The following is a 23,468-nucleotide window of genomic DNA, read 5'->3' as shown; positions in this document are numbered from 1 at the left end:
ACCGCAGGTTTGTTGTCGAGCAGCTCAGCTGCTTGTTGCCTGGTTTTATAGTGTGGTTTATACATGCCGGGAGGCATATGCCCTGTTTCCAGGGCTGGTTAAGTGCAAAGGGAGAATAAGAGCTAATGACACTGTTTACGCTGTTGCTGGTGCTAGCATGGGAGCGCTTGTTTAAACTCGGCGAACATTGGCAGTTAGACCACCGCCTTGAAGTCGTATTCACGCGTTTACACCGTTTTTCGTTGGCACAAACTATTTTGCTGACTGCCGTGTGGATGGCCTTGGTATGGCTGATTTTGCAGTTAGTGCAGAATATCTTGTTTGGTTTCCCCCTGTTGTTGATTTGGATTCTGATTTGCCTGCTATGCATTGGTGCCGGGGGGATTCGTAAACACTATCGAGCCTACCTTAAAGCTGCCCGCCAAAATGATGCCCATGCCACCGATAAAATGGCAGAAGAGTTAGCATTAATCCATGGTTTACCCATGGATAGCGGAGAGAAAGCTCGCTTACAATCCCTACAAAATGCCTTGTTGTGGATAAACTTCCGTTACTATTTAGCGCCTATCTTCTGGTTTGTTGTATGTGTTAACTATGGCCCCGTAGCGCTAGCAGGCTATGCGATGTTACGCGGATATCAAACCTGGTTAGCCCGACACCATACACCTTTACAGCGTTCTCAATCTGGTATTGATCGTCTGTTACATTGGCTGGACTGGATACCTGTGCGGTTGGTGGGTGTGGCATATGCCTTGTTGGGGCACGGCGAAAGAGCATTACCAGCTTGGTTTGCCTCATTAGGCGATTTCAGAACTCAGCAGTATCAGGTTCTGACCCAATTAGCGCAGTACTCTTTGGCTCGTGAGCCTCATTTAGACCCAGTACAGACGCCAAGGTCTGCGGTCTCGTTAGCACGAAAAGTGACACTAACGGTGATTGTAGTCGTGGCTTTACTGACCATTTATGGTGCACTAGTTTAGTTTTCTGATTTATGGCACTGGCCGGAGAGTTTGTGCTCGGCCAGTGCGGTCTTAACGAAATATGATTAATTAGCCCGCATACCTCATCCCCATCTCATATCTGATCTTTTCCTTCACTATTAGTTCTGTATTCATGGATATTCTCTCCGTTTTGGATCAAAAACAGTCATTGAAGATGGATAATTGCTGTTCAATCGGGGAGATATCAGAAGTTAATGGTTATAGAGATGCACAAATGTACCATCGCCATCAAAGTCTGAACCAGACGGCAAAAAAGGAAACGTGATAAATTCAATACATAAGTAATATCAAACTGTTCATTATCTGGTTTGTACTGTTGGGACGCACAGCACTATAGGATCAATGGGTTATGGAAGATGGCGAGTCAGTCGAACACGGTTTTGTTAAACAATAAAATAAACGGGTCAGCGCTGTGGCTGACCCATTAGCTATGATGTCGTCAGATTCCCGAGAGAAATCTGCTATCAGGATTTGGCGCGTTGGTTACGATTTTTCAGGATGTAGCCAATAGCCAGTAGCAATACCCAAGCTGGAATCAATAGCACAGAAATCTGGATACCCGGTGTCAGATACATAATGACCAAAATGCCGGTGAGGAACAGCAAGCACAGGTAGTTGCTGAACGGATACCAGAAGGCTTTGAACTGTGGGATCACACCTTGGCGGTTTTTAGCGGCACGGAATTTAAGGTGCGCAAGGCTAATCATCGCCCAGTTGATCACCAGCGCCGATACTACCAGTGCCATCAGTAATTCGAAGGCTCGGCCTGGGATCAGATAGTTAATCAGTACGCAGAAAGCGGTGGCAAATGCAGAGACGGCGATAGCAATAACAGGTACCCCGCGACCATCGACTTTTAGCAGCATTTTCGGGCCGTTGCCTTGTTTGGCTAAACCAAACAACATGCGGCTGTTACAGTAAACACAACTGTTATAGACCGACAATGCTGCTGTCAGTACCACGATATTCAATACAGTTGCGACCACATTGCTGTTCAGTGCATGGAAGATCAGTACAAATGGACTACCGCCTTCGACCACTTTTCCCCACGGGTAGAGTGATAATAAGATTGCCAGAGAACCAATATAGAACAGCAAGATACGGTAGATAACCTGATTGGTTGCTTTGGGGATGCTTTGGGCTGGGTTTTCGGCTTCTGCGGCGGTAATCCCAACTAACTCAAGGCCACCGAAGGAGAACATGATCACCGCCATTGCCATAACCAAGCCCATGACACCGTTAGGGAAGAAGCCGCCTTGTGCCCACAAGTTAGTCACAGTGGCTTCCGGGCCGCCTTGCCCGCTAAGTAGTAACCATCCACCGAACAGAATCATTGCAATGATAGCGACCACTTTAATGATGGCGAACCAAAACTCCATTTCACCATACACTTTGACATTTGCCAGGTTGATGGCATTGATAGCTAAGAAGAATACTGCCGCTGACACCCATGTTGGGATCTCCGGCCACCAATATTGTACATAGATACCTACGGCGGTCAGTTCGGCCATCGCCACTAACACATATAGTACCCAGTAGTTCCAACCAGAAGCGAAACCGGCAAAGTTCCCCCAATATTTGTAAGCAAAGTGGCTAAAAGAACCCGCGACTGGTTCTTCGACTACCATTTCTCCTAACTGGCGCATAATCAGAAACGCGATAAAGCCGCCGATTGCATACCCCAGTAGCACTGAAGGCCCCGCCATTTGAATGGTTTGCGCGATACCAAGGAATAATCCGGTACCAATTGCGCCACCTAAGGCAATAAGCTGTATGTGGCGGTTTTTAAGCCCCCGCTTTAGCTCTGCACCTTCCTGTTGAACACTCATTGTTGCATCCTCTGTCGTTGTCACTTTTAGCGGGCAAACCCGTCATCTTTCAAACTGCAAATATATTGGCTGTACTCGTTACTCAGCCCATCCTTGGAATAATCTCTTACCGCCTTCCCGCAACTTGAAATCTATTGGGTATAAATAGGTGCCGCTTGCTATGCGTAAGGTTTTGATTACATTATTTGTATTATTTTGTTTACGGTGACTTTTCTGGGAATTTTCTCTTTAGGCTACCGTTTAAAAGAGAATAGTGGTAGGCGAGAATTATTGCATCTGCTTTTTATTTTAATCGGTGAAGTTTTAGCCAAAACAGCAAGAAAAATGTTGATGCGTGATCAAGCTGTTGTTTTGAGGAAAAGCAGGAATGTGCTTTTTTGGGTTGAAAAGCCACCAGTAAGCCATTTTTATAATGGTCATACCAGTTTTAAGGCGAGAGACAGAGGGATACAGACTTTTCTTGTTTTTGTTTGAATGTAAATTCAAATTTACAGGATTTATATTCACAAATAAAATCACTTTAACGCTTCAGCTTGCCTAATTACCCGTTTCATAAAAGTTAAAACCCGAGGCTGCCAGGTAATGGTATTACCACTGCTACGTTATCACTTTGCATTGCTTTATCAGTGAAGTTGTTAAAATGTGCTGGGTTTCATGATTTTGGTCAAGGTCCGTATGGACAGCTAGTGAATACTTTGTTACTTTATCGTCACGTTTTTGAAATTGGTATTACCAATTGACTCCGCGCTACTCGCAGAGACGATTCACTCAATACGGCTTACAGCGCGACTTACAACAAATTATGGCCTACAACAAAATACGTCAGCCCAAATTATCAGATGTCATCGAGCAGCAGCTCGAATACCTGATCTTGGAAGGGACGCTGCGTCCGGGGGAGAAATTACTGCCTGAACGCGAGTTGGCGAAGCAATTTGATGTTTCCCGACCTTCTTTGCGAGAAGCAATTCAGCGCTTAGAAGCTAAGGGACTGCTGTTGCGTCGTCAGGGGGGCGGGACTTTCGTGCAAACCAATCTGTGGCAAAGCTTTAGCGATCCGCTGGCAGAGCTACTGGCTGACCATCCAGAATCACAATTCGATCTGTTAGAAACCCGTCATGCTCTCGAAGGTGTTGCTGCCTATTATGCAGCATTGCGCGGCACTGATGAAGATCTGCAACGTATCCGTGAATGCCATACTGTTATTCAGCAAGCGCAGGATAACGGCGATTTAGATGCTGAGGCAGATGCCGTTATGCAGTATCAAGTGGCTGTCACAGAGGCTGCGCATAATGTGGTTTTGCTGCATTTACTGCGTTGCATGGGGCCGATGCTGGAACAAAACGTAAGACAGAACTTTGAATTGCTTTACTCGCGCCGCGAAATGCTGGCAACAGTAAGCAGTCACCGCGCCGGGATTTTTGAGGCGATTGTGGCACGCGAGCCAGAGAAAGCCCGCGAAGCTTCACACCGTCACTTGGCGTTTATCGAGGAAATTCTGTTGGATCTTAGTCGGGAGCACAGTCGCCGTGAGCGATCTTTGCGTCGGCTCCAACAGCGCAAGGACTAGAAACGAATCATTCAGGTTGCGCCTCTGCAAGACCTCAATAACTCGTTTTATACCCCTCGTACTTGAAGCTACAGGGTTGTCAGCTGCGTGAACTCACCCGAATCACTGACTTGGGTCAGCTCATCGAGATTCGTTCTCTGGCAGCGCTGCCGTAACTCCAATTTCGTTGGGTAGTTATTCTCATTTGAGAATTATTAGCGGCAACTATACCCAAAATAATTCGAGTTGTAGGTAGGCGGCAAGGGAATGAATCCTCAGGAGCTTACTTGGGTAAGTGACTGGGGTGAGAGAGTACAGCCAACGCCTCTACAGCTTGAAGTATGACGGGGACAAACTGATGGGCCTATCTTCCGGTGTTTTCACCAGGGCACGTGCTTTAGCCTGGGGTTAAAGCACAGGAAGATAGGCTCCAAATAAACCATTAGAAACAGATAAGGAATACCACCATGTCAGAACGTTTAAATAATGACGTGGATCCGATCGAAACCCGCGACTGGCTACAGGCGATCGAATCGGTCATCCGTGAAGAGGGTGTTGAGCGTGCTCAGTATCTGATTGATCAGGTTTTGGGCGAAGCCCGTAAAGGTGGCGTGAGCGTTGCGGCAGGTTCTGCCAACCGTGATTACATCAACACCATCGCGGTAGAAGACGAACCCGCTTACCCTGGCAACCTGGAGCTTGAGCGTCGTATTCGTAGCGCTATCCGTTGGAATGCTGTGATGACCGTGTTGCGTGCGTCGAAGAAAGATCTGGATTTGGGCGGCCACATGGCATCCTTCCAGTCTTCCGCTACCTTCTACGAGGTTTGCTTCAACCACTTCTTCCGTGCTCGTAACCAAAAAGACGGCGGCGATCTGGTTTACTTCCAGGGCCACATTTCTCCAGGTGTTTACGCGCGTGCTTTCCTTGAAGGCCGCCTGACTCAAGAGCAAATGGATAACTTCCGTCAGGAAGTCGATGGTAAGGGTCTGTCTTCTTACCCGCATCCGAAACTGATGCCTGAATTCTGGCAGTTCCCAACTGTATCGATGGGCCTTGGCCCAATCAGTGCAATCTATCAGGCCAAGTTCCTGAAATACCTCCATCACCGTGGTCTGAAAGACACTGCAGCACAGACCGTGTACGCCTTCTTGGGCGACGGCGAGATGGATGAGCCGGAATCCAAAGGTGCGATCACCATCGCGACCCGTGAAAAACTGGATAACCTGGTCTTCGTTATCAACTGTAACTTGCAGCGCCTGGATGGCCCGGTTACCGGTAACGGCAAGATTATCAATGAGCTGGATGGTATCTTCAATGGTGCTGGCTGGCAGGTTCTGAAAGTGATTTGGGGTAGTCGTTGGGATGAGCTGCTGCGTAAAGATACCAGCGGTAAACTGATCCAATTGATGAACGAAACCCTGGATGGCGACTACCAGACCTTTAAATCCAAAGACGGCGCTTATGTCCGCGAACACTTCTTTGGCCGTTTCCCTGAAACTGCTGCATTAGTGAAAGACATGAGCGACGATGAGATCTGGTCTCTGAACCGTGGCGGTCATGATCCGAAGAAAGTCTTTGCCGCACTGAAGAAAGCACAAGAAACCACCGGTAAACCAACTGTTATCCTGGCCCACACCATTAAAGGTTACGGCATGGGCGAAACAGCAGAAGGTAAAAATATTGCTCACCAAGTGAAGAAAATGAACATGGAAGGGGTTCACCACTTCCGCGATCGTTTCAATGTGCCAGTTGCCGATGCTGATATCGAAAAACTGCCTTACATTACCTTCGAGAAAGATTCCGAAGAGTACAAATATCTGCATGAACGTCGTCAGGCGCTGGAAGGCTATGTGCCAACCCGCATGCCTAAGTTCACCGAGAAGCTGGAAATCCCTGCGTTGTCAGATTTCAGCTCCTTGCTGGAAGAGCAGAACAAAGAGATCTCTACCACTATCGCCTTCGTGCGTGTGCTGAACGTGATGCTGAAGAACAAATCTATCAAAGACAGAATTGTTCCAATCATTGCTGACGAAGCGCGTACTTTTGGTATGGAAGGTCTGTTCCGTCAGATTGGTATTTACAGCCCGAATGGTCAGCAGTACACCCCGCAAGACCGTGAGCAGGTTGCTTACTACAAAGAAGACGAAAAAGGCCAGATCCTGCAAGAAGGGATCAACGAACTGGGTGCTGCCTCTTCATGGCTGGCTGCTGCGACCTCATACAGCACCAATGATCTGCCAATGATCCCGTTCTACATCTACTACTCCATGTTTGGTTTCCAACGTATCGGTGACCTGTGCTGGGCTGCGGGTGACCAACAGGCGCGTGGCTTCCTGATCGGTGGTACTTCAGGTCGTACTACTCTGAATGGCGAAGGTCTGCAACATGAAGATGGTCATAGCCACATTCAGTCACTGACTATCCCGAACTGTATCTCTTACGATCCGGCCTATGCTTATGAAGTTGCTGTCATCATGCATGACGGTCTGGAGCGTATGTACGGTGAAGCGCAGGAAAACGTCTATTACTACCTGACCACGCTGAACGAAAACTACCACATGCCAGCAATGCCACAGGGCGCAGAAGAAGGTATCCGTAAAGGTATCTACAAACTGGAAACTGTTGCAGGTAGCAAAGGCAAAGTGCAGTTGATGAGTTCAGGTGCAATCCTGCGTCACGTTCGCGAAGCGGCTCAGATTCTGGCTAACGACTACGGTGTTGGTTCTGATGTGTACAGCGTAACATCCTTCACTGAACTGGCCCGTGATGGTCAGGATTGTGAGCGTTGGAACATGCTGCACCCAACAGAAACGCCACGTGTTCCTTATGTGGCTCAAGTCATGAATGACGCACCAGCAGTTGCTTCAACTGACTACATGAAGCTGTTCGCTGAACAAATTCGTAACTTCATTCCTGCCAGCGAGTTCCGCGTTCTGGGTACAGATGGTTTCGGCCGCTCTGACAGCCGTGAGAACCTGCGTCACCACTTCGAAGTTGATGCTTCTTACGTTGTGGTTGCAGCTCTGGGTGAATTGGCTAAACGCGGTGACATCGACGCCAGCGTAGTTGCACAAGCAATTACCAAGTTTGGTATCGACGCCGATAAAGTTAACCCGCGTCTGGCATAAGAGGTAAAGAACAAATGGCTATTGAAATTAACGTACCAGACATCGGTGCAGATGAAGTGGAAGTCACCGAAATTATGGTGAAAGTAGGCGATACCGTTGAAGCGGAACAGTCGCTTATCACCGTTGAAGGTGATAAAGCTTCCATGGAAGTCCCATCACCGCAGGCGGGTGTAGTTAAAGAAATCAAAATTGCAGTTGGCGATACTGTCGCGACCGGCAAACTGATGATGATCTTCGAAGCAACAGGTGCCGCTGCGGCGCCTGCAACAGCCGAAGAAAAGCCAGCAGCCCCTGCTCAGGCAGCGGCTGCTGTGGCCAGCGCGGCGAAAGACGTTGCGGTGCCGGATATCGGTTCTGACGAAGTTGAAGTCACCGAGATTATGGTCAAAGTGGGCGACACTGTTGCGGCTGAACAATCGCTGATCACTGTAGAGGGCGATAAAGCCTCTATGGAAGTGCCAGCGCCATTCGCCGGTACCGTTAAAGAGATCAAAATCAGCACTGGCGATAAAGTCAGCACTGGTTCTCTTATCATGGTATTTGAAGTAGCAGGTGCTGCGGCAACTGAGTCAGCACCGGCAGCAGCACCGGCGGCGGCAACAGCCTCTGCGGTTAAAAATGTCGACGTGCCAGACATCGGCGACGATGAAGTTGAAGTGACTGAAGTGATGGTTAAAGTCGGGGATAAAGTTGCCGCTGAACAATCACTGATCACCGTTGAAGGCGATAAGGCTTCAATGGAAGTGCCAGCACCATTTGCCGGTACCGTTAAAGAAATCAAAATCAACACTGGCGACAAAGTTAAAACCGGCTCGCTGATTATGGTGTTCGAAGTGGAAGGCGCAGCCCCTGCTGCCGCGCCTGCCCAGCAAGCGGCTCCTGCTGCTGCACCGGCTAAAGCGGCCAGCGCTCCTGGCGCGAAAGCTGAGAGCAAAGGCGAGTTCGCTGAGAATGACGCTTACGTGCATGCCACGCCGGTTATCCGCCGTTTAGCGCGTGAATTTGGCGTAAACCTGGCGAAAGTGAAAGGTACCGGCCGTAAAGGTCGTATCCTGCGCGAAGACGTTCAGGCCTACGTGAAAGATGCGGTCAAACGTGCTGAAACAGCACCAACTGCTGCCACTGGCGGCGGTCTGCCGGGCATGCTGCCTTGGCCGAAAGTTGATTTCAGCAAGTTCGGTGAGATTGAAGAAGTTGAATTAGGCCGTATCCAGAAAATCTCTGGTGCGAACCTGAGCCGTAACTGGGTCATGATCCCACATGTGACTCACTTCGACAAAACCGATATCACCGATCTGGAAGCGTTCCGTAAGCTGCAGAACGACGAAGCTGCCAAGCGTAAGCTGGACGTGAAGTTCACCCCAGTGGTGTTCATCATGAAAGCTGTTGCTGCTGCTCTCGAGCAGATGCCACGTTTCAACAGCTCACTGTCCGAAGACGGTCAGAAGCTGACACTGAAAAAGTACATCAACATCGGTGTCGCGGTAGATACGCTAAATGGTCTGGTCGTTCCGGTATTCAAGGATGTGAACAAGAAAAGCATCACTGAACTGTCCCGTGAACTGATGGCTATCTCCAAGAAAGCTCGTGATGGTAAGCTGACCGCTGGCGAAATGCAGGGCGGTTGCTTCACCATCTCCAGCCTGGGCGGTATCGGGACAACTCACTTCGCGCCGATTGTTAACGCGCCGGAAGTGGCTATTCTGGGTGTATCCAAGTCTGCGATAGAGCCAGTCTGGAACGGTAAAGAGTTCCAGCCGCGTCTGATGATGCCGATGTCGCTCTCCTTCGACCACCGTGTGATTGACGGTGCTGATGGTGCGCGCTTTATCACCATCATCAACAACATGCTGGCCGACATTCGTCGTCTGGTGATGTAATCGTCAAGGCCGGCTTAGCGCCGGCCTTGTTATACCTTTCGTTCTTGAAGTCGCAGGGGTGTTAACGCGCCTACAGTTTGAAAGATGAAGGGTATTTCGCCGGACAAACAATTAAGAGGTCATGATGAGTACTGAAATTAAAACTCAGGTCGTGGTACTTGGGGCAGGTCCAGCAGGGTACTCTGCTGCTTTTCGTTGCGCGGATTTAGGTTTGGAAACCATTCTGGTTGAGCGTTACTCTACTTTGGGTGGTGTTTGCCTGAATGTGGGTTGTATCCCTTCCAAGGCATTGTTGCACGTTGCCAAAGTTATCGAAGAAGCTAAGGCGCTGGCTGAACACGGTATCGTTTTTGGTGAGCCTAAAACTGACATTGATAAAGTCCGTGTCTGGAAAGAGAAAGTTATCAATCAGTTGACCGGTGGTTTGGCAGGTATGGCTAAAGGCCGTAAAGTCAAAGTGGTTAATGGTTTTGGTAAATTTACTGGCGCGAATACCTTAGTGGTTGAAGGCGAAAATGGCCCAACTACCATTACCTTCGATAACGCGATTATCGCGGCCGGTTCTCGCCCAATCCAACTGCCATTTATTCCTCATGAAGACCCACGTGTTTGGGACTCAACTGATGCACTGGCACTGAAAACCGTACCTGAACGTCTGCTGGTTATGGGCGGTGGCATCATCGGTCTGGAAATGGGTACGGTTTACCATGCGCTGGGCTCGAAAATTGATGTGGTAGAAATGGCTGACCAGGTTATTCCGGCTGCTGATAAAGACGTGGTGAAAGTTTTCACCAAGCGCATCAGCAAGCAGTTCAACCTGATGCTGGAAACCAAAGTGACGGCGGTAGAAGCCAAAGAAGACGGTATCTATGTCACGATGGAAGGCAAAAAAGCGCCAGCAGAACCACAGCGCTATGATGCCGTTCTGGTGGCTATTGGCCGTGTACCTAACGGCAAATTGCTGGATGCCGGTCAGGCTGGTGTAGAAGTTGATGAGCGTGGCTTTATCCACGTTGATAAACAACTGCGTACCAACGTGCCGCATATCTTTGCTATCGGTGACATCGTGGGTCAGCCAATGCTGGCACATAAAGGTGTGCACGAAGGTCATGTTGCTGCTGAAGTTATCTCCGGCCTGAAACATTACTTCGATCCGAAAGTCATTCCATCTATTGCGTACACTGAACCTGAAGTCGCATGGGTGGGTCTGACTGAGAAAGAAGCGAAAGAAAAAGGCATCAGCTTTGAGACCTCCACCTTCCCGTGGGCGGCATCGGGCCGTGCTATCGCTTCAGATTGCGCAGACGGTATGACTAAACTTATCTTCGACAAAGAAACTCACCGTATCATCGGTGGTGCCATTGTTGGGACTAACGGTGGTGAACTGTTAGGTGAAATCGGTCTGGCGATAGAGATGGGTTGTGATGCGGAAGATATCGCGTTGACCATCCATGCTCACCCTACCTTGCATGAATCTGTCGGTCTGGCTGCGGAAATCTACGAAGGTAGCATTACCGACTTGCCTAATCCGAAAGCGAAAAAGAAATAATTTTCGCTAATACAGCAAGATAATGAAGCGGTTCCTTAACAGGGGCCGTTTTTTTGTTTAAAGGTTTTTATCACTCAGGTATTTTTTATCGATCAAAAATCGATCCCGCCCGTAGTTGACTGGGCGAGATATGAAAGGTCCGCCGCAGTGCGGTGGCAAAGTTGGCTGGGCTGGTATAACCAGCAATGGCGGCGGCTTGATCGATACTGACTCCTTCTTTCTGTAATGCCAGCATAGCCCGCTTTAAACGACAATGGCGCAGATATTCAAATACCGTAATGTGGTAACTTTCACGAAAACGTCGCTGCAAGGTACTCTGGCTCATATTCACCAGACCGGCTAATTCACTCATCGATAGGTGGTCAGCCTCACCACTTTCCAGCCAGTCACGTACCTGCTGAACTCGGTTCAATCCACGTAATGAGATTTTATTTTGCTGTTGAGCTTGCTGCTCCAGTGAACTGAACGCTTCAATGATCAGCCCAATACATTGTGTTTCCCATTGCAACCGCTCCAGCGGCGTTGAAAAGGGTGGGGCGCTCGCTATTTTCTGAGCAATGGCTTGCGAGTGAACTGATGGGCGCCATAAATGAATCGCCAGATGCTGTTGGGTAAAGTTATACAACGTATCCCATGCACCGGCTTGTGGCAGCAAATCGCCATACAGCCATTCACGGTCAAAAGTCAGTGTTAATGTGCGCTCGTGACTGTTGTTTTTACCGTGGCGAGTAAACAGGGTGCTTTCAGTTAATGAGACCAGCGAGGCATCGCCTTTTTCCTGCAAATGCAACTGTTGACCGCCGAATGAGATATGCGCGCTGCCACTAACCACAATAGCCAGTTTCAGTGCTGGATTAAGCCGGTTTTGTGTCTTGATATCACAGAGGTTGGTGACATTCGCGGTATGTAAAATCAGATGTGGGTTCAGACGCAATACTTGAAAGTCGCCAAACAATACTGGGTCAGTGGACAATGATTTCACGCTGCTCAGTTGATAATCACTGGCAACCAGATTCGATTGTTGCACAATTTGTTCACGATAAATCGGTTTGGATGAGGGAGAGACATTGCGTAATTTGTTTTGCTTCACCGTCGACATGACGAACTCTCCACTGACATTATGACAACATTGACGTTCTGACAAACAGATTTGCTGTTTGCACAAACCTTTTCCCTATATGCAAATGTAACAATTAACGCGATGAATTGATAATGGAAATAATTATCAATCTTGTTCGCCTTTATCGCCCAACGAATAGATTGCCAGAGATTTTACTCTGCGGATATTTGCTGTGGGCTTTTTTGCATCAGGGGAAAGTGTAATGAAAGTAAAATGGCAACGGCGTTCTCTGACGACATTGATCGGTATTTGCATATCGACTCCGCTCTGGGCACAAACTCAAGCGACAAATCAAGCTGAGTCCACAGCAGCGACACAGACGATAGCGCAAACAACCGCCACCACATCGCAGCAAGAGCCTGCTGTGGCCGGTGGGTCGGCAACCACCGGAGATACGCTGGTGGTGACCGCTCAACAGCAAGTTCGTCAGGCGCTGGGGGCATCCACTATCACCGCAGAAGATATCCGCAAACGGCCACCCGCGAATGACCTGTCCGAAATTATCCGCACCATGCCGGGTGTTAATCTTTCCGGTAACTCTGCCAGTGGTCAGCGTGGCAATAATCGCCAAATTGATATTCGTGGCATGGGACCTGAAAATACGCTGATTATGATTGATGGCATACCGGTCTCCAGCCGTAATGCGGTGCGTTATGGCTGGCGTGGTGAACGTGATACCCGTGGTGATACCAACTGGGTTCCCGCGAATATGGTTGAGAAAATAGAAGTTTTACGCGGGCCGTCAGCGGCACGCTATGGCAACGGTGCAGCCGGTGGTGTAGTGAATATCATCACCAAACAGCCGGACAAAGAACTACATGGTAGCTGGAACGCCTACATGAACCTGCCGCAGCACAGTGAGGAAGGCGCGACTCGTCGTACCGATTTCAGTCTGTTGGGGCCGCTAAGTGATACCGTCAGTTTCCGCTTGTATGGCGGATACAATAAAACCGATGCTGATGATTGGGATATTAACCAAGGCCATGAATCTGCCCGTACCGGTAACCAGGCCGGTACACTGCCTGCTGGCCGTGAAGGGGTACGAAATAAAGATATCAACGGGTTACTGCGTTGGGAATTTGCCCAAGGCCAATCTCTGGAGTTCGAGGCAGGTTATAGCCGCCAGGGAAATATTTATGCCGGTGATACACAAAACACAAACAGCAATGCCATAGTTCGCAGCTTATACGGTGCGGAAACTAACGTGATGTACCGCGATAATTTCTCGCTAACACACCGTGGCTTTTGGGATAACGGCGTCAGTACAACCTCCTATTTTCAGTATGAAGATACGCGCAACTCACGAATTAATGAGGGGCTGGCGGGCGGTACAGAAGGCATATTCTCAAATAAATATTTCAGTACTATCAAGCTGGACAACTATCTGGCCCACTCCGAGGTTAACCTGCCATTTGAATTGGGCGTTAATCAGGTGCTGACCGTGGGGGCGGAATGGAATGACCAGAAAATGAACGATCCAAGCTCTAATACCCAAACGACGAGTGAGGGTGGCAGTGTCAGCGGCTTGACAGGGACTGGGCGTAATACTCGTAGCTCGGCGCAGATAGCCTCGGTATTTGTTGAGGATAATATCGAGTTGACGGATACCACCATGCTCACCCCAGCACTGCGCTTTGATCATCACAGCACCGCGGGAAGTAACTGGAGTCCGGGCCTGAATCTGTCACAGGAACTGGGTGATTACTTCACCATGAAAATGGGTATTGCCCGTTCTTATAAAGCGCCAAATCTCTATCAAACCAACCCTAACTATCTGTTATATAGCCGTGGTCAAGGTTGCTATGGCGGTGGCGGCAGTTGCTACCTGATGGGTAATGATTCTCTGTCTGCTGAAACCAGCGTAAACAAAGAGATCGGGTTCGAGTTCCACGATGACGGCATTATTGCCGGTATCACTTACTTCCGTAATGATTATCGTAATAAGATCGAGCCGGGTTTGGTCTCCCTCGGGACTGCCAGTGGTGGTACCGGTGCTTATGCTAATTCCGATATCTTCAAGTGGAGTAACGTGCCGAAAGCGTTGGTGGAAGGGTTGGAAGGTAATCTGACCGTGCCCTTCACTGAGACAGTACAGTGGAGCAGCAATCTGACCTACATGCTGGAGTCGAAGAACAAAAGCACCGGCGATTACTTATCGATCACGCCGGAGTTTACTTTGAATAGTTCACTGAACTGGCAGGCAACTGATGATTTGTCACTGCTATCCACGGTGACCTGGTATGGGCGTCAGAAGCCGAAAAAATATGACTATCAAGGTCTGCCGGTTACGGGTACGGCACGCAATGAAGTCAGCCCATATGCCATCTTTGGTCTCAGTGCTAGCTATACAGTGACAAAAAATGTCAGTGTCACCACTGGGATTGAAAACCTGTTCGACAAACGCCAGTTCCGTGCCGGGAATGCTCAGAGCGTAGCCGGTATCGCGGGTGCAGGGGCAGCGACTTACAATGAGCCGGGCCGGACCTATTTTGTTAGCTTGAATACCCAATTCTAAATGCCCTTCATACTTGGGGCATAGAGTCTTTTATCAAAGCAGAAACAGTGGTTATCGACTGTTTCTGCTTCATTTATCGCCACAATATCTTCCCTTCGTTATTTATCACCCTAAAAGTCATATCAATAGCACGAGATTCTCATAGAGAGATGGTATCCATTCATTTACTGTGGTTATCATACAGCGGTGTTTTTGCGGATATTGCCCTACGGTGAGAGGCTAACTGAGAGCCATTATCAATACTTCAGGTGATTACACTGCGCTCAACGATTCAGCAAAAATTTAATGTTGCTTTTATGTGAACGAATTAACACTGAGTTCAAATACTGGTATGCTGGCTGGGCAAACTGGGCATCTTACTTACACCTACTGCATCAGTGATGATGGCTGGTGGCTACTGATAGCCTGGAAATATACCCAATAGATTTCAAGGTGCAGGAAGGCGGCCAACGAGAGAGTCCCGATGAGCTTACATAAGTAAGTGATTCGGGTGAGCGAGAGCAGCCAACACATCTGCGGTTTGAAAGATGATGGGTATAAATGACAATAAAAGCGAGGAGAGAGTCGTGCTAGAAGAATACCGTAAGCACGTAGCCGAGCGTGCTGCTGAGGGTATCGTCCCCAAGCCATTAGATGCATCACAAATGGCCGCGCTGGTTGAATCATTAAAAAATCCGCCGGCGGGCGAAGAAGAATTTTTGTTAGATCTGCTGATCAACCGTGTTCCACCCGGTGTTGATGAAGCAGCCTACGTTAAAGCCGGTTTCCTGGCGGCGATTGCCAAGGGTGAAGCCAACTCCCCTCTGATTAACGCTGAAAAAGCGATTGAACTGCTTGGCACTATGCAGGGCGGTTATAACATTCATCCGCTGATTGATGCGTTAGATAACGAAAAGCTGGCACCGATTGCGGGCAAAGCGTTATCTCACACCTTGCTGATGTTTGATAACTTCTACGATGTGGAAGAAAAAGCCAAAGCGGGTAACCCACACGCCAAGAAGGTGATGCAATCCTGGGCTGATGCCGAATGGTATCTCTCCCGACCGCCTTTGGCCGAAAAAATCACGGTCACCGTATTCAAAGTAACCGGTGAAACCAATACCGATGATTTGTCCCCGGCGCAAGATGCCTGGTCGCGCCCTGATATTCCACTACATGCCTTGGCGATGCTGAAAAATGCCCGTGAAGGCATTCACCCAGATCAACCGGGTAGCGTTGGCCCGATCAAACAGATCGAAGAACTGAACAAAATCGGTTTCCCGCTGGCCTACGTCGGTGATGTGGTCGGTACCGGTTCTTCCCGTAAATCCGCCACTAACTCGGTGCTGTGGTTTATGGGCGACGACATCCCTTACGTGCCGAACAAGCGCGGCGGCGGTGTGGTGCTGGGCAGCAAAATTGCCCCGATCTTCTTTAACACGATGGAAGATGCCGGTGCTTTGCCAATCGAAGTGGATGTTGCCAATCTAAACATGGGCGACGTGATTGATATCTTCCCGTATCTCGGCGAAGTACGCCGCCATGATACTGGTGAGATACTCGCGACCTTCGAGCTGAAAACTGACGTGTTGCTGGACGAAGTCCGTGCTGGTGGGCGTATTCCACTGATTGTTGGCCGTGGCTTGACCACTAAAGCTCGTGAGTCGCTGGGTCTGCCAGTCAGCGAAGTATTCCGTGTGGCGAAGCCGGTTGCCAAAAGCAATAAAGGCTTCTCGCTGGCACAGAAAATGGTTGGCCGCGCATGTGGTGTTGAAGGTGTGCGCCCAGGCGAATACTGCGAACCTAAGATGACCTCGGTCGGTTCACAAGACACCACCGGCCCGATGACCCGTGATGAACTGAAAGACCTGGCCTGTCTGGGCTTCTCCGCTGATTTGGTGATGCAGTCATTCTGTCATACTGCCGCTTATCCTAAGCCCGTTGATGTGACCACTCACCATACTTTGCCTGATTTCATTATGAACCGTGGTGGCGTATCGCTGCGTCCTGGTGATGGCATCATCCACTCGTGGTTGAACCGCATGCTGTTGCCAGATACGGTTGGTACCGGTGGTGATTCCCATACTCGTTTCCCGATTGGGATCTCCTTCCCGGCAGGTTCTGGTTTGGTGGCCTTTGCGGCTGCAACAGGTGTAATGCCTTTGGACATGCCTGAATCGGTGCTGGTGCGTTTTAAAGGTAAAATGCAGCCGGGTATCACTCTGCGTGATCTGGTGCATGCAATTCCTTACTACGCGATTCAGGAAGGCCTGCTGACGGTTGAGAAGCAAGGCAAGAAGAACATCTTCTCTGGCCGAATTCTGGAAATTGAAGGCCTGCCAGAGCTGAAAGTCGAACAGGCATTCGAGTTGGCCGATGCTTCCGCTGAACGTTCTGCTGCTGGTTGTACCATTAAATTGGATAAAGCGCCGATCACTGAATACCTGCAATCCAATATCGTCTTGTTGAAGTGGATGATTGCGGAAGGCTACGGCGACCGCCGTACGCTGGAGCGACGGGTTAATGGTATGGAAAGCTGGCTGGCGAATCCAAATCTACTGGAAGGCGATGCCGATGCGGAATATGCAGCGGTAATCGAAATCGATCTGGCTGATATCACACAACCTATTCTGTGTGCGCCAAACGATCCAGATGATGCTCGCTTGTTGTCTGATGTGGCTAACAGCAAGATCGATGAAGTGTTTATCGGTTCTTGCATGACCAACATTGGCCACTTCCGTGCGGCGGGTAAGTTGCTGGATCAACATAAAGGCCAATTGCCAACACGTTTGTGGGTTGCACCGCCGACCAAAATGGATGCCGCACAGTTGACTGAAGAGGGCTACTACAGCGTCTTTGGTAAGAGTGGTGCCCGTATTGAGATTCCGGGCTGTTCACTGTGTATGGGTAACCAGGCTCGTGTGGCTGATGGTGCGACAGTGGTTTCTACGTCAACCCGTAACTTCCCGAATCGCTTGGGGAATGGGGCAAATGTCTATCTGGCGTCGGCTGAACTGGCGGCGATTGCATCACTGCTGGGGCGTCTGCCAACGCCTGAGGAATATCAAACTTATATGGCTCAGGTTGATAAGACCGCAGAGGATACTTATCGCTACCTGAACTTCGATCAGTTGAGCCAATATACGGACAAAGCTGACGGTGTTATCTTCCAAACCGCAGTCTAAACAGCTATACCCTTTGTCTTTGGAGTTACAGGGCTGTTAGCTTGCCGCCTATCTGTAACACCAATTACTTTGGGTATGATGTATAATACGTATCTGACGGGAGGCCTATGGCCTCCCGTTTCTATTTTAAACAAACCGTCTGGTAGTGAAATCTTAGTGGTATTTACCGGCTTTGCGAGCTTGCGCCAAGTGGGTGGGCTAAATACGGTTACAATAATTATAAGAGCATCAGGAGGGCATGCTATGGACTATGAATTCTTGCGTGATTTAACAGGGCAAGTGCTGGTCAGATTCTCCATGGGACATGAAGTGATCGGCCATTGGCTCAATGAAGAGATTAAGGGCGACCTGGCGAAACTCGATCAAATTGAAGCTGCCGCTATGGAAGTGAAAGGCAGTGAGCGCCAGTGGCAGTTGACCGGCCATGAATATACCTTGTGGCTGGATGGGGAAGAAGTGATGGTGCGTGCCAATCAACTGGATCTAGACGGCGATGAGATGGAAGAGGGCATGAATTACTATGATGAAGAAAGCCTCTGTCTGTGCGGGTTAGAGGACTTTCTGCTGGTATTGAAAGGCTATCGTAACTTCATTACTTCTAAATAAAATATTTACTCAAAGAACTTGGAGTTGCTGCCAACCTGCGGCTTCAAGTCCGAAGGGGATTGCGGCTGGCAGACCAGCACAGCAGAGAACCTACCACCACCATCGCCACTCCAGGCCAGAAAGCGGCTGAGGGCAGGGTATTGAGCCACAAGCTGGCAATCAATATCGATAGCAGTGGTGTGAAGTAGGATAGAGCAGCCACTAATGTGGCATTGCCCTTTTTCATGGCAATATCCCAACACAGATAGGCCAGCGCAGTGTTGGCTCCCATAAGTAACAGTTCAAATGTTGCCCGTGTGGTGAAATGCAACTTGCCGGGGGTCAGCATAAAGAACATGACCCACAAACACAGGGCGCAGGCGAGTAAAAACAGCGGCAACGCCCCTGGTCCACGGCTGTACAAACGGACCAGATTGGAATAAGCCGCCCAGGTAAACGCCGCGATGAGTGCCAGGCTGTAGGCCAGAGGGTTACTGCGAACATTGGTGCTCAATACGTTGATATCTAGTCCGTTTCCACCGCTGACTACCCAGATTACACCGAATAGAGCAAGTGCAACTCCCAGCCATAACCACCAACGGGCACGCAGCTTAAGTAATGGAACCGCTAACAGCAAGGTTAAACTCGGCCACAGGTAATTGATCAAGCCAATTTCCAGTGTCTGCTGACGGTCATTAGCCATACCAATAGCCAAAGCGAACGCCACCATATACACCACAAATAGTAAACCACAACCGTACAGATAAGCTGGATGCTGTCCACGTAACGTAGGTTTACCCGCCACCAACCACACCAAAACTCCACTCAGGCTGTAAATTGCCGCTCCGGCCCCAAACGGACCCAAGGTTTCAGATAGTCCGCGCGTTAAAGCGACACTCATGCTCCAAAGCAGGATTGCAATAATGCCATATAGGGTGGGGAGGCGGTTCATTCGCGGGGTCATTCCTTGAGTTGGAGGTATTAACCGGGCAAAAAGAGTTATGCCCGATTAATCGGTTTCTTGTCTGACTTATTACTGATTAATAACATATAAATACAGTGGTATTACCGGCAACGTATCACATTTCTGGCACATTGCGGCCATAGTAGATTTCCTGCATCTCTTTATATAACAGGCGAGTAATACGTTCTCTTTCTGCGGCACTCAGCTCTTCCGGCTTGGCGTTAAACAGATAATGCTTCAAATCGAAGTCTTTCAACATCATCTTGGTATGAAAGATGTTTTCTTGATAAACATTCACATCCATCATGTGATACAGCGACTTCATATCGTCAGACATGAAATTCTGAATCGAGTTGATCTTATGATCGATAAAATGCTTTATCCCATTGATATCACGGGTAAAACCTCGCACGCGATAATCCATCGTAACAATGTCGGACTCCAACTGATGGATAAGGTAATTCAGGGCTTTCAGCGGTGAAATCACTCCGCAGGTAGAGACTTCGATATCTGCGCGGAAAGTGCATAACCCCGCTTCAGGGTGGCTTTCTGGGTAGGTATGAACGCAGATATGGCTCTTGTCCAAATGGGCAACCACTGCATTTGGCAGCGGGCCGGGGTGCTCAGAGGTATCAACATCGCGCGGATCGACCGGTTCTTCGCTGACCAGAATGGTAACACTCGCCCCCTGAGGGTCGTAATCCTGACGTGCGACATTCAATATATTTGCGCCAATGATCGAGCAGGTTTCGCTCAAGATCTCGGTCAGGCGGTTGGCGTTGTACTGTTCGTCAATGTAGGCGATATAGCCATCGCGGTCGTCTGCGGTCTCGGCATAACAAATATCGTAAATACAAAAACTCAGGCTTTTGGTCAGGTTGTTGAAGCCGTGTAGTTTAAGCTTGGACAATTTAGTTCACCTCCTTATTTGGCTGTTAAGGCATCCAGCAGATACTGCGGCAAGGCAAAGCTGCCGACATGAATGGCTGGGTTATAGTAGCGGCAGTTTAGGCCTGCTTCAGCAAAACGCTGTTGTAGCGTGGCAAGATCCAACTGACGCAGCGAGGGGTTCTGAGTCGCCCACGCGAAGGTCATAATACCGCCATAATAGGTCGGAATTGCGGCCTGATAAAAACTGACATCACTGAAATAGTGGTTAAGCTTATTGTGGCTGCCGACGGCTTCATCCTGTTGTAGGAAGCATACGCCGTTTTGCGCCACAAAAATGCCGCCTTGGTTCAGGCTACGGGCACATCCCTCGTAGAAAACTGAGGTAAACAGGCTTTCTCCTGGGCCGATGGGATCGGTACAGTCGGAGATGATGACATCGAATTTTTCAGTGCTCTGGTTAACGAAATTAACACCATCATCAATAACTAATGTGAAACGAGGATCGTCATAGGCACCCGCACTGTGATTCGGCAGATATTGGCGGCAGAACTCCACGACACCGGCGTCAATTTCCACCATGGTAATCTGTTCGATATTTTTATGGCGGCTGACTTCACGCAGCATGGCACCATCACCACCACCGATGATAAGTACCTTCTTCACCTGACCGTGGGCCAGTAACGGCACATGAGTCATCATTTCGTGATAGATAAACTCATCGCGCTCGGTCGTCTGAACCACGCCATCCAGTGCCATGACACGGCCCAGCACGGGATTTTCAAAAATCACCAGATCCTGATGCTCGGTTTTCTCGTGGTACAGCACATTTTCTACTGAAAAATACTGACCGAAGTTGGCATGCAATGTTTCATACCATAGTTCTTTCTGTGACATGTTCGGGGCTTCTCCTTCGCAGTAACAGCCATGAAAAATGGGGGCAACATCATAGCCAACTCTGGATGAGGTTGCACGGTGGAATTTCAGACTGAAAGGATAAAGGCGGGATTGTTAGTTCGCGTAAGCCAATAAACTCAACGAGTCACGGGCCAGAGACTTGCATTTGGTAGGAACTGGAATAGCAATACCACGCAGGTCGCGATAACTCTCTTCGCCCAACGCTTTCATATTAAAGCTATTATAGTTACGCAGGTCCCAGCGATTTTGCTGAGCAAAATAGACGATAGCCCGTTTGATTTCGTTATTGGGTAATTCGTTATAACCACAATCATTTTTCAGATAGACAAATACCGCAGTCAGATCCGCAAGATCTTCTGCTTCGGATTCACTTAATGCAGAACTGGCAGATGAAAATCCGCACAGAGTAAGCAGCAGCATAACTAACGTTGTTCTTTTCATAGCGGAAACAGGCTTGTTCATTGTTAACAGACGTTATCACACTGTGATGGTTCAGAGTAAATTTTATTATACCCTTCGTAGTTGAAGCCGCAGGGTTGTTAGCGATGCAGGTGACTCTCCCGCACCATGCGCCTTGCCAGGCGAGGTTACTGCAAGCAGATTTATCACCAGAATCACTTACCTGATTTGGATTGATTCACCAAGTGATTGATTACGTCTTGACCTTCCTGTAAGGGGAGGGTTTAAGCTCACAGACTGCTGTTTTTGTGTCTTGCAGGCACTCACTCATTATCAAGATGGAGACGACCATGCATCGCCGTGATTTTATTAAGTTAACGGCAGCTCTTGGAGCCGCCACTTCACTGCCGTTATGGAGCCGCGCGGCCTTGGCCGCAGATTTCTCACCACTGCCTATTCCACCTCTGCTCCAGCCCGATGCCAATAGCAAAATTAATTTGAATATCCAGACCGGTACTGTGGCCTGGCTACCCTCCGCAGCAACGCAGACCTGGGGTTATAATGGCAATCTACTGGGGCCTGCCATCCGTTTGCAACGAGGCAAACCGGTCACTATTGATATCACTAATTCCCTACCAGAAGCGACCACGGTGCACTGGCACGGACTGGAAATCCCCGGCGAAGTGGACGGTGGTCCACAGGCACTGATTCAACCCGGCACAACCCGGCAGGTTGTTTTTAGTGTCGATCAACCGGCGGCTACCTGCTGGTTCCATCCCCACACTCATGGGAAAACTGGCCAGCAAGTGGCCATGGGCTTAGGCGGATTGGTCCTGATCGATGACAGTGAGAGCGAGAAACTTCCTCTGCCAAAGCTGTGGGGTGTAGATGATATTCCGGTTATTTTGCAGGATAAATTACTGGGTAAAGATGGGCAGATTGATTATCAGTTAGATGTGATAACGGCGGCTGTTGGTTGGTTTGGCGATCGGATGTTTACCAATGGAGCACACTATCCGCAGCAAATCACCCCACGCGGTTGGGTGCGGCTAAGGCTGCTCAATGGCTGTAATGCCCGCTCCCTTAATTTGGCACTCAGCGATGGCCGCCCGATGTATGTGATTGCCAGCGACGGTGGCTTACTGGCCGAACCGGTAGCCGTGCGTGAGTTGCCAATACTGATGGGTGAACGTTTTGAGGTGCTGGTGGATACCGCTGATGGTAAGCCGCTTGATCTGGTTACTTTGCCAGTGAAACAGATGGGTATGACCCTGGCCCCGTTCGATAAGCCATTACCGGTATTGCGCATTCAGCCATCACTGGCCGCCGGTAGCAAGGTGCTCCCGGATTCGCTGGTTGTGGTACCGGCATTAGCCGATGCCACTGGCCTGCAAGAGCGCTGGTTCCAACTGATGATGGATCCGAAATTGGATATGTTAGGGATGCAAGCGCTGATGAGCCGTTATGGTATGCAAGCAATGGCTGGCATGAACATGGGTAACGGTGCCATGAATGGCATGGATCACAGCAATATGGCCGGTATGGAGAGTGGCAATATGAAAGGCATGGCGAGTGGCGCGATGAAAGGCACGGCAGCTTTTGATTTCAGCCATGCCAATATGATTAACGGCAAACCGTTCTCGATGACTGAACCGGCGTTTGACGCGAAGCTCGGGAAATTCGAGAAGTGGACCGTTTCTGGTGAAGGCGACATGATGTTACATCCTTTCCATGTCCACGGGACACAGTTCCGTATTTTGACAGAAAACGGCAAACCACCGGCAGAGCATCGCCGTGGCTGGAAAGATATTGTACGAGTGGAAGGTGCGCGCAGTGAAATATTAGTGCGTTTTAGTCACCTCGCACCAGCCAGTATGCCTTATATGGCCCACTGCCATCTGTTGGAACATGAAGATACTGGCATGATGTTGGGTTTTACCGTCAGCGCTTAGGGGGTATCAACAGGTTATGTGTGCGGC

General features: G+C 49.3%; 15 protein-coding genes. 9 read left to right on the top strand and 6 right to left on the bottom strand.

The genetic code is table 11. The annotated features are described in order from the left end of the window. Positions 1-125 precede the first annotated feature (125 nt). Positions 126-980, top strand: a complete 855-nt coding sequence (gene ampE, locus V1955_RS18410; protein WP_083160492.1) for a beta-lactamase regulator AmpE — start codon at positions 126-128, stop codon at positions 978-980. Positions 981-1,465: 485 nt separating this feature from the next. On the opposite strand, the gene V1955_RS18405 is transcribed toward ampE, so the two are convergent. Further along, positions 1,466-2,830 carry an amino acid permease gene (locus V1955_RS18405; RefSeq protein WP_083160490.1) on the bottom strand — a complete coding sequence of 455 codons (1,365 nt, stop codon included), beginning with the start codon at positions 2,828-2,830 and terminating at the stop codon, positions 1,466-1,468. Between the two features lie 802 nt (positions 2,831-3,632). Between V1955_RS18405 and pdhR the strand changes: the two genes are divergently transcribed. The 4 genes from pdhR to lpdA all read left to right on the top strand — a co-directional run bounded on the left by pdhR (position 3,633) and on the right by lpdA (position 10,936). Continuing rightward, positions 3,633-4,397: a pyruvate dehydrogenase complex transcriptional repressor PdhR gene (gene pdhR / locus V1955_RS18400; RefSeq protein WP_049613280.1), complete on the top strand. Its 765-nt coding sequence runs from the start codon at positions 3,633-3,635 to the stop codon at positions 4,395-4,397. A gap of 446 nt (positions 4,398-4,843) precedes the next feature. Beyond that, complete coding sequence (gene aceE, locus V1955_RS18395; protein WP_083160488.1) at positions 4,844-7,507, top strand: pyruvate dehydrogenase (acetyl-transferring), homodimeric type; 2,664 nt, start codon at positions 4,844-4,846, stop codon at positions 7,505-7,507. Positions 7,508-7,521: 14 nt separating this feature from the next. Beyond that, positions 7,522-9,387 carry a pyruvate dehydrogenase complex dihydrolipoyllysine-residue acetyltransferase gene (gene aceF, locus V1955_RS18390; protein ID WP_442821257.1) on the top strand — a complete coding sequence of 622 codons (1,866 nt, stop codon included), beginning with the start codon at positions 7,522-7,524 and terminating at the stop codon, positions 9,385-9,387. Between the two features lie 124 nt (positions 9,388-9,511). After that, positions 9,512-10,936, top strand: coding sequence for a dihydrolipoyl dehydrogenase (gene lpdA / locus V1955_RS18385; RefSeq protein ID WP_050086092.1), 1,425 nt, complete (start codon positions 9,512-9,514; stop codon positions 10,934-10,936). A gap of 85 nt (positions 10,937-11,021) precedes the next feature. Here lpdA and V1955_RS18380 read toward each other — a convergent pair whose 3' ends face one another. Then, a complete protein-coding gene (locus V1955_RS18380; RefSeq protein ID WP_083160484.1) occupies positions 11,022-12,035 on the bottom strand; it encodes a helix-turn-helix domain-containing protein in 1,014 nt (337 codons plus the stop codon). 223 nt (positions 12,036-12,258) lie between these two features. Between V1955_RS18380 and V1955_RS18375 the strand changes: the two genes are divergently transcribed. The 3 genes from V1955_RS18375 to yacL all read left to right on the top strand — a co-directional run bounded on the left by V1955_RS18375 (position 12,259) and on the right by yacL (position 18,341). Beyond that, complete coding sequence (locus tag V1955_RS18375; protein ID WP_442821256.1) at positions 12,259-14,571, top strand: TonB-dependent siderophore receptor; 2,313 nt, start codon at positions 12,259-12,261, stop codon at positions 14,569-14,571. A gap of 566 nt (positions 14,572-15,137) precedes the next feature. Beyond that, positions 15,138-17,735 carry a bifunctional aconitate hydratase 2/2-methylisocitrate dehydratase gene (acnB, locus tag V1955_RS18370; RefSeq protein ID WP_372568684.1) on the top strand — a complete coding sequence of 866 codons (2,598 nt, stop codon included), beginning with the start codon at positions 15,138-15,140 and terminating at the stop codon, positions 17,733-17,735. 243 nt (positions 17,736-17,978) lie between these two features. Continuing rightward, complete coding sequence (gene yacL, locus V1955_RS18365) at positions 17,979-18,341, top strand: protein YacL (protein WP_083160480.1); 363 nt, start codon at positions 17,979-17,981, stop codon at positions 18,339-18,341. A 43-nt stretch (positions 18,342-18,384) separates the two neighbouring features. Here the strand turns inward: yacL and yddG are convergent, their stop codons facing one another. The 4 genes from yddG to V1955_RS18345 form a co-directional block, all read right to left on the bottom strand. Then, positions 18,385-19,272, bottom strand: coding sequence for an aromatic amino acid DMT transporter YddG (gene yddG, locus V1955_RS18360; protein ID WP_083160478.1), 888 nt, complete (start codon positions 19,270-19,272; stop codon positions 18,385-18,387). A 127-nt stretch (positions 19,273-19,399) separates the two neighbouring features. Next, entirely contained in the window at positions 19,400-20,194 is a 795-nt protein-coding gene (gene speD / locus V1955_RS18355; RefSeq protein ID WP_083160476.1) for an adenosylmethionine decarboxylase, read from the bottom strand. A 14-nt stretch (positions 20,195-20,208) separates the two neighbouring features. Continuing rightward, a complete protein-coding gene (gene speE, locus V1955_RS18350) occupies positions 20,209-21,069 on the bottom strand; it encodes a polyamine aminopropyltransferase (protein WP_083160474.1) in 861 nt (286 codons plus the stop codon). A gap of 114 nt (positions 21,070-21,183) precedes the next feature. Beyond that, entirely contained in the window at positions 21,184-21,531 is a 348-nt protein-coding gene (locus tag V1955_RS18345) for a YacC family pilotin-like protein (protein WP_016266377.1), read from the bottom strand. Positions 21,532-21,839: 308 nt separating this feature from the next. Here V1955_RS18345 and cueO point away from each other — a divergent pair, with 308 nt between their 5' ends. Then, positions 21,840-23,441 (top strand): multicopper oxidase CueO, encoded by a 1,602-nt coding sequence (cueO, locus tag V1955_RS18340; protein WP_372568685.1) that lies wholly within the window; start codon positions 21,840-21,842, stop codon positions 23,439-23,441. Positions 23,442-23,468 lie beyond the last annotated feature (27 nt).

The sequence above is a fragment of the Yersinia sp. 2545 StPb PI genome, from assembly GCF_052217125.1.
Classification (GTDB): Bacteria; Pseudomonadota; Gammaproteobacteria; order Enterobacterales; family Enterobacteriaceae; genus Yersinia; species Yersinia enterocolitica_E.
Note: the sequence above shows the minus strand (reverse complement) of the source record. Positions and strands in the feature narration are given on the sequence as shown.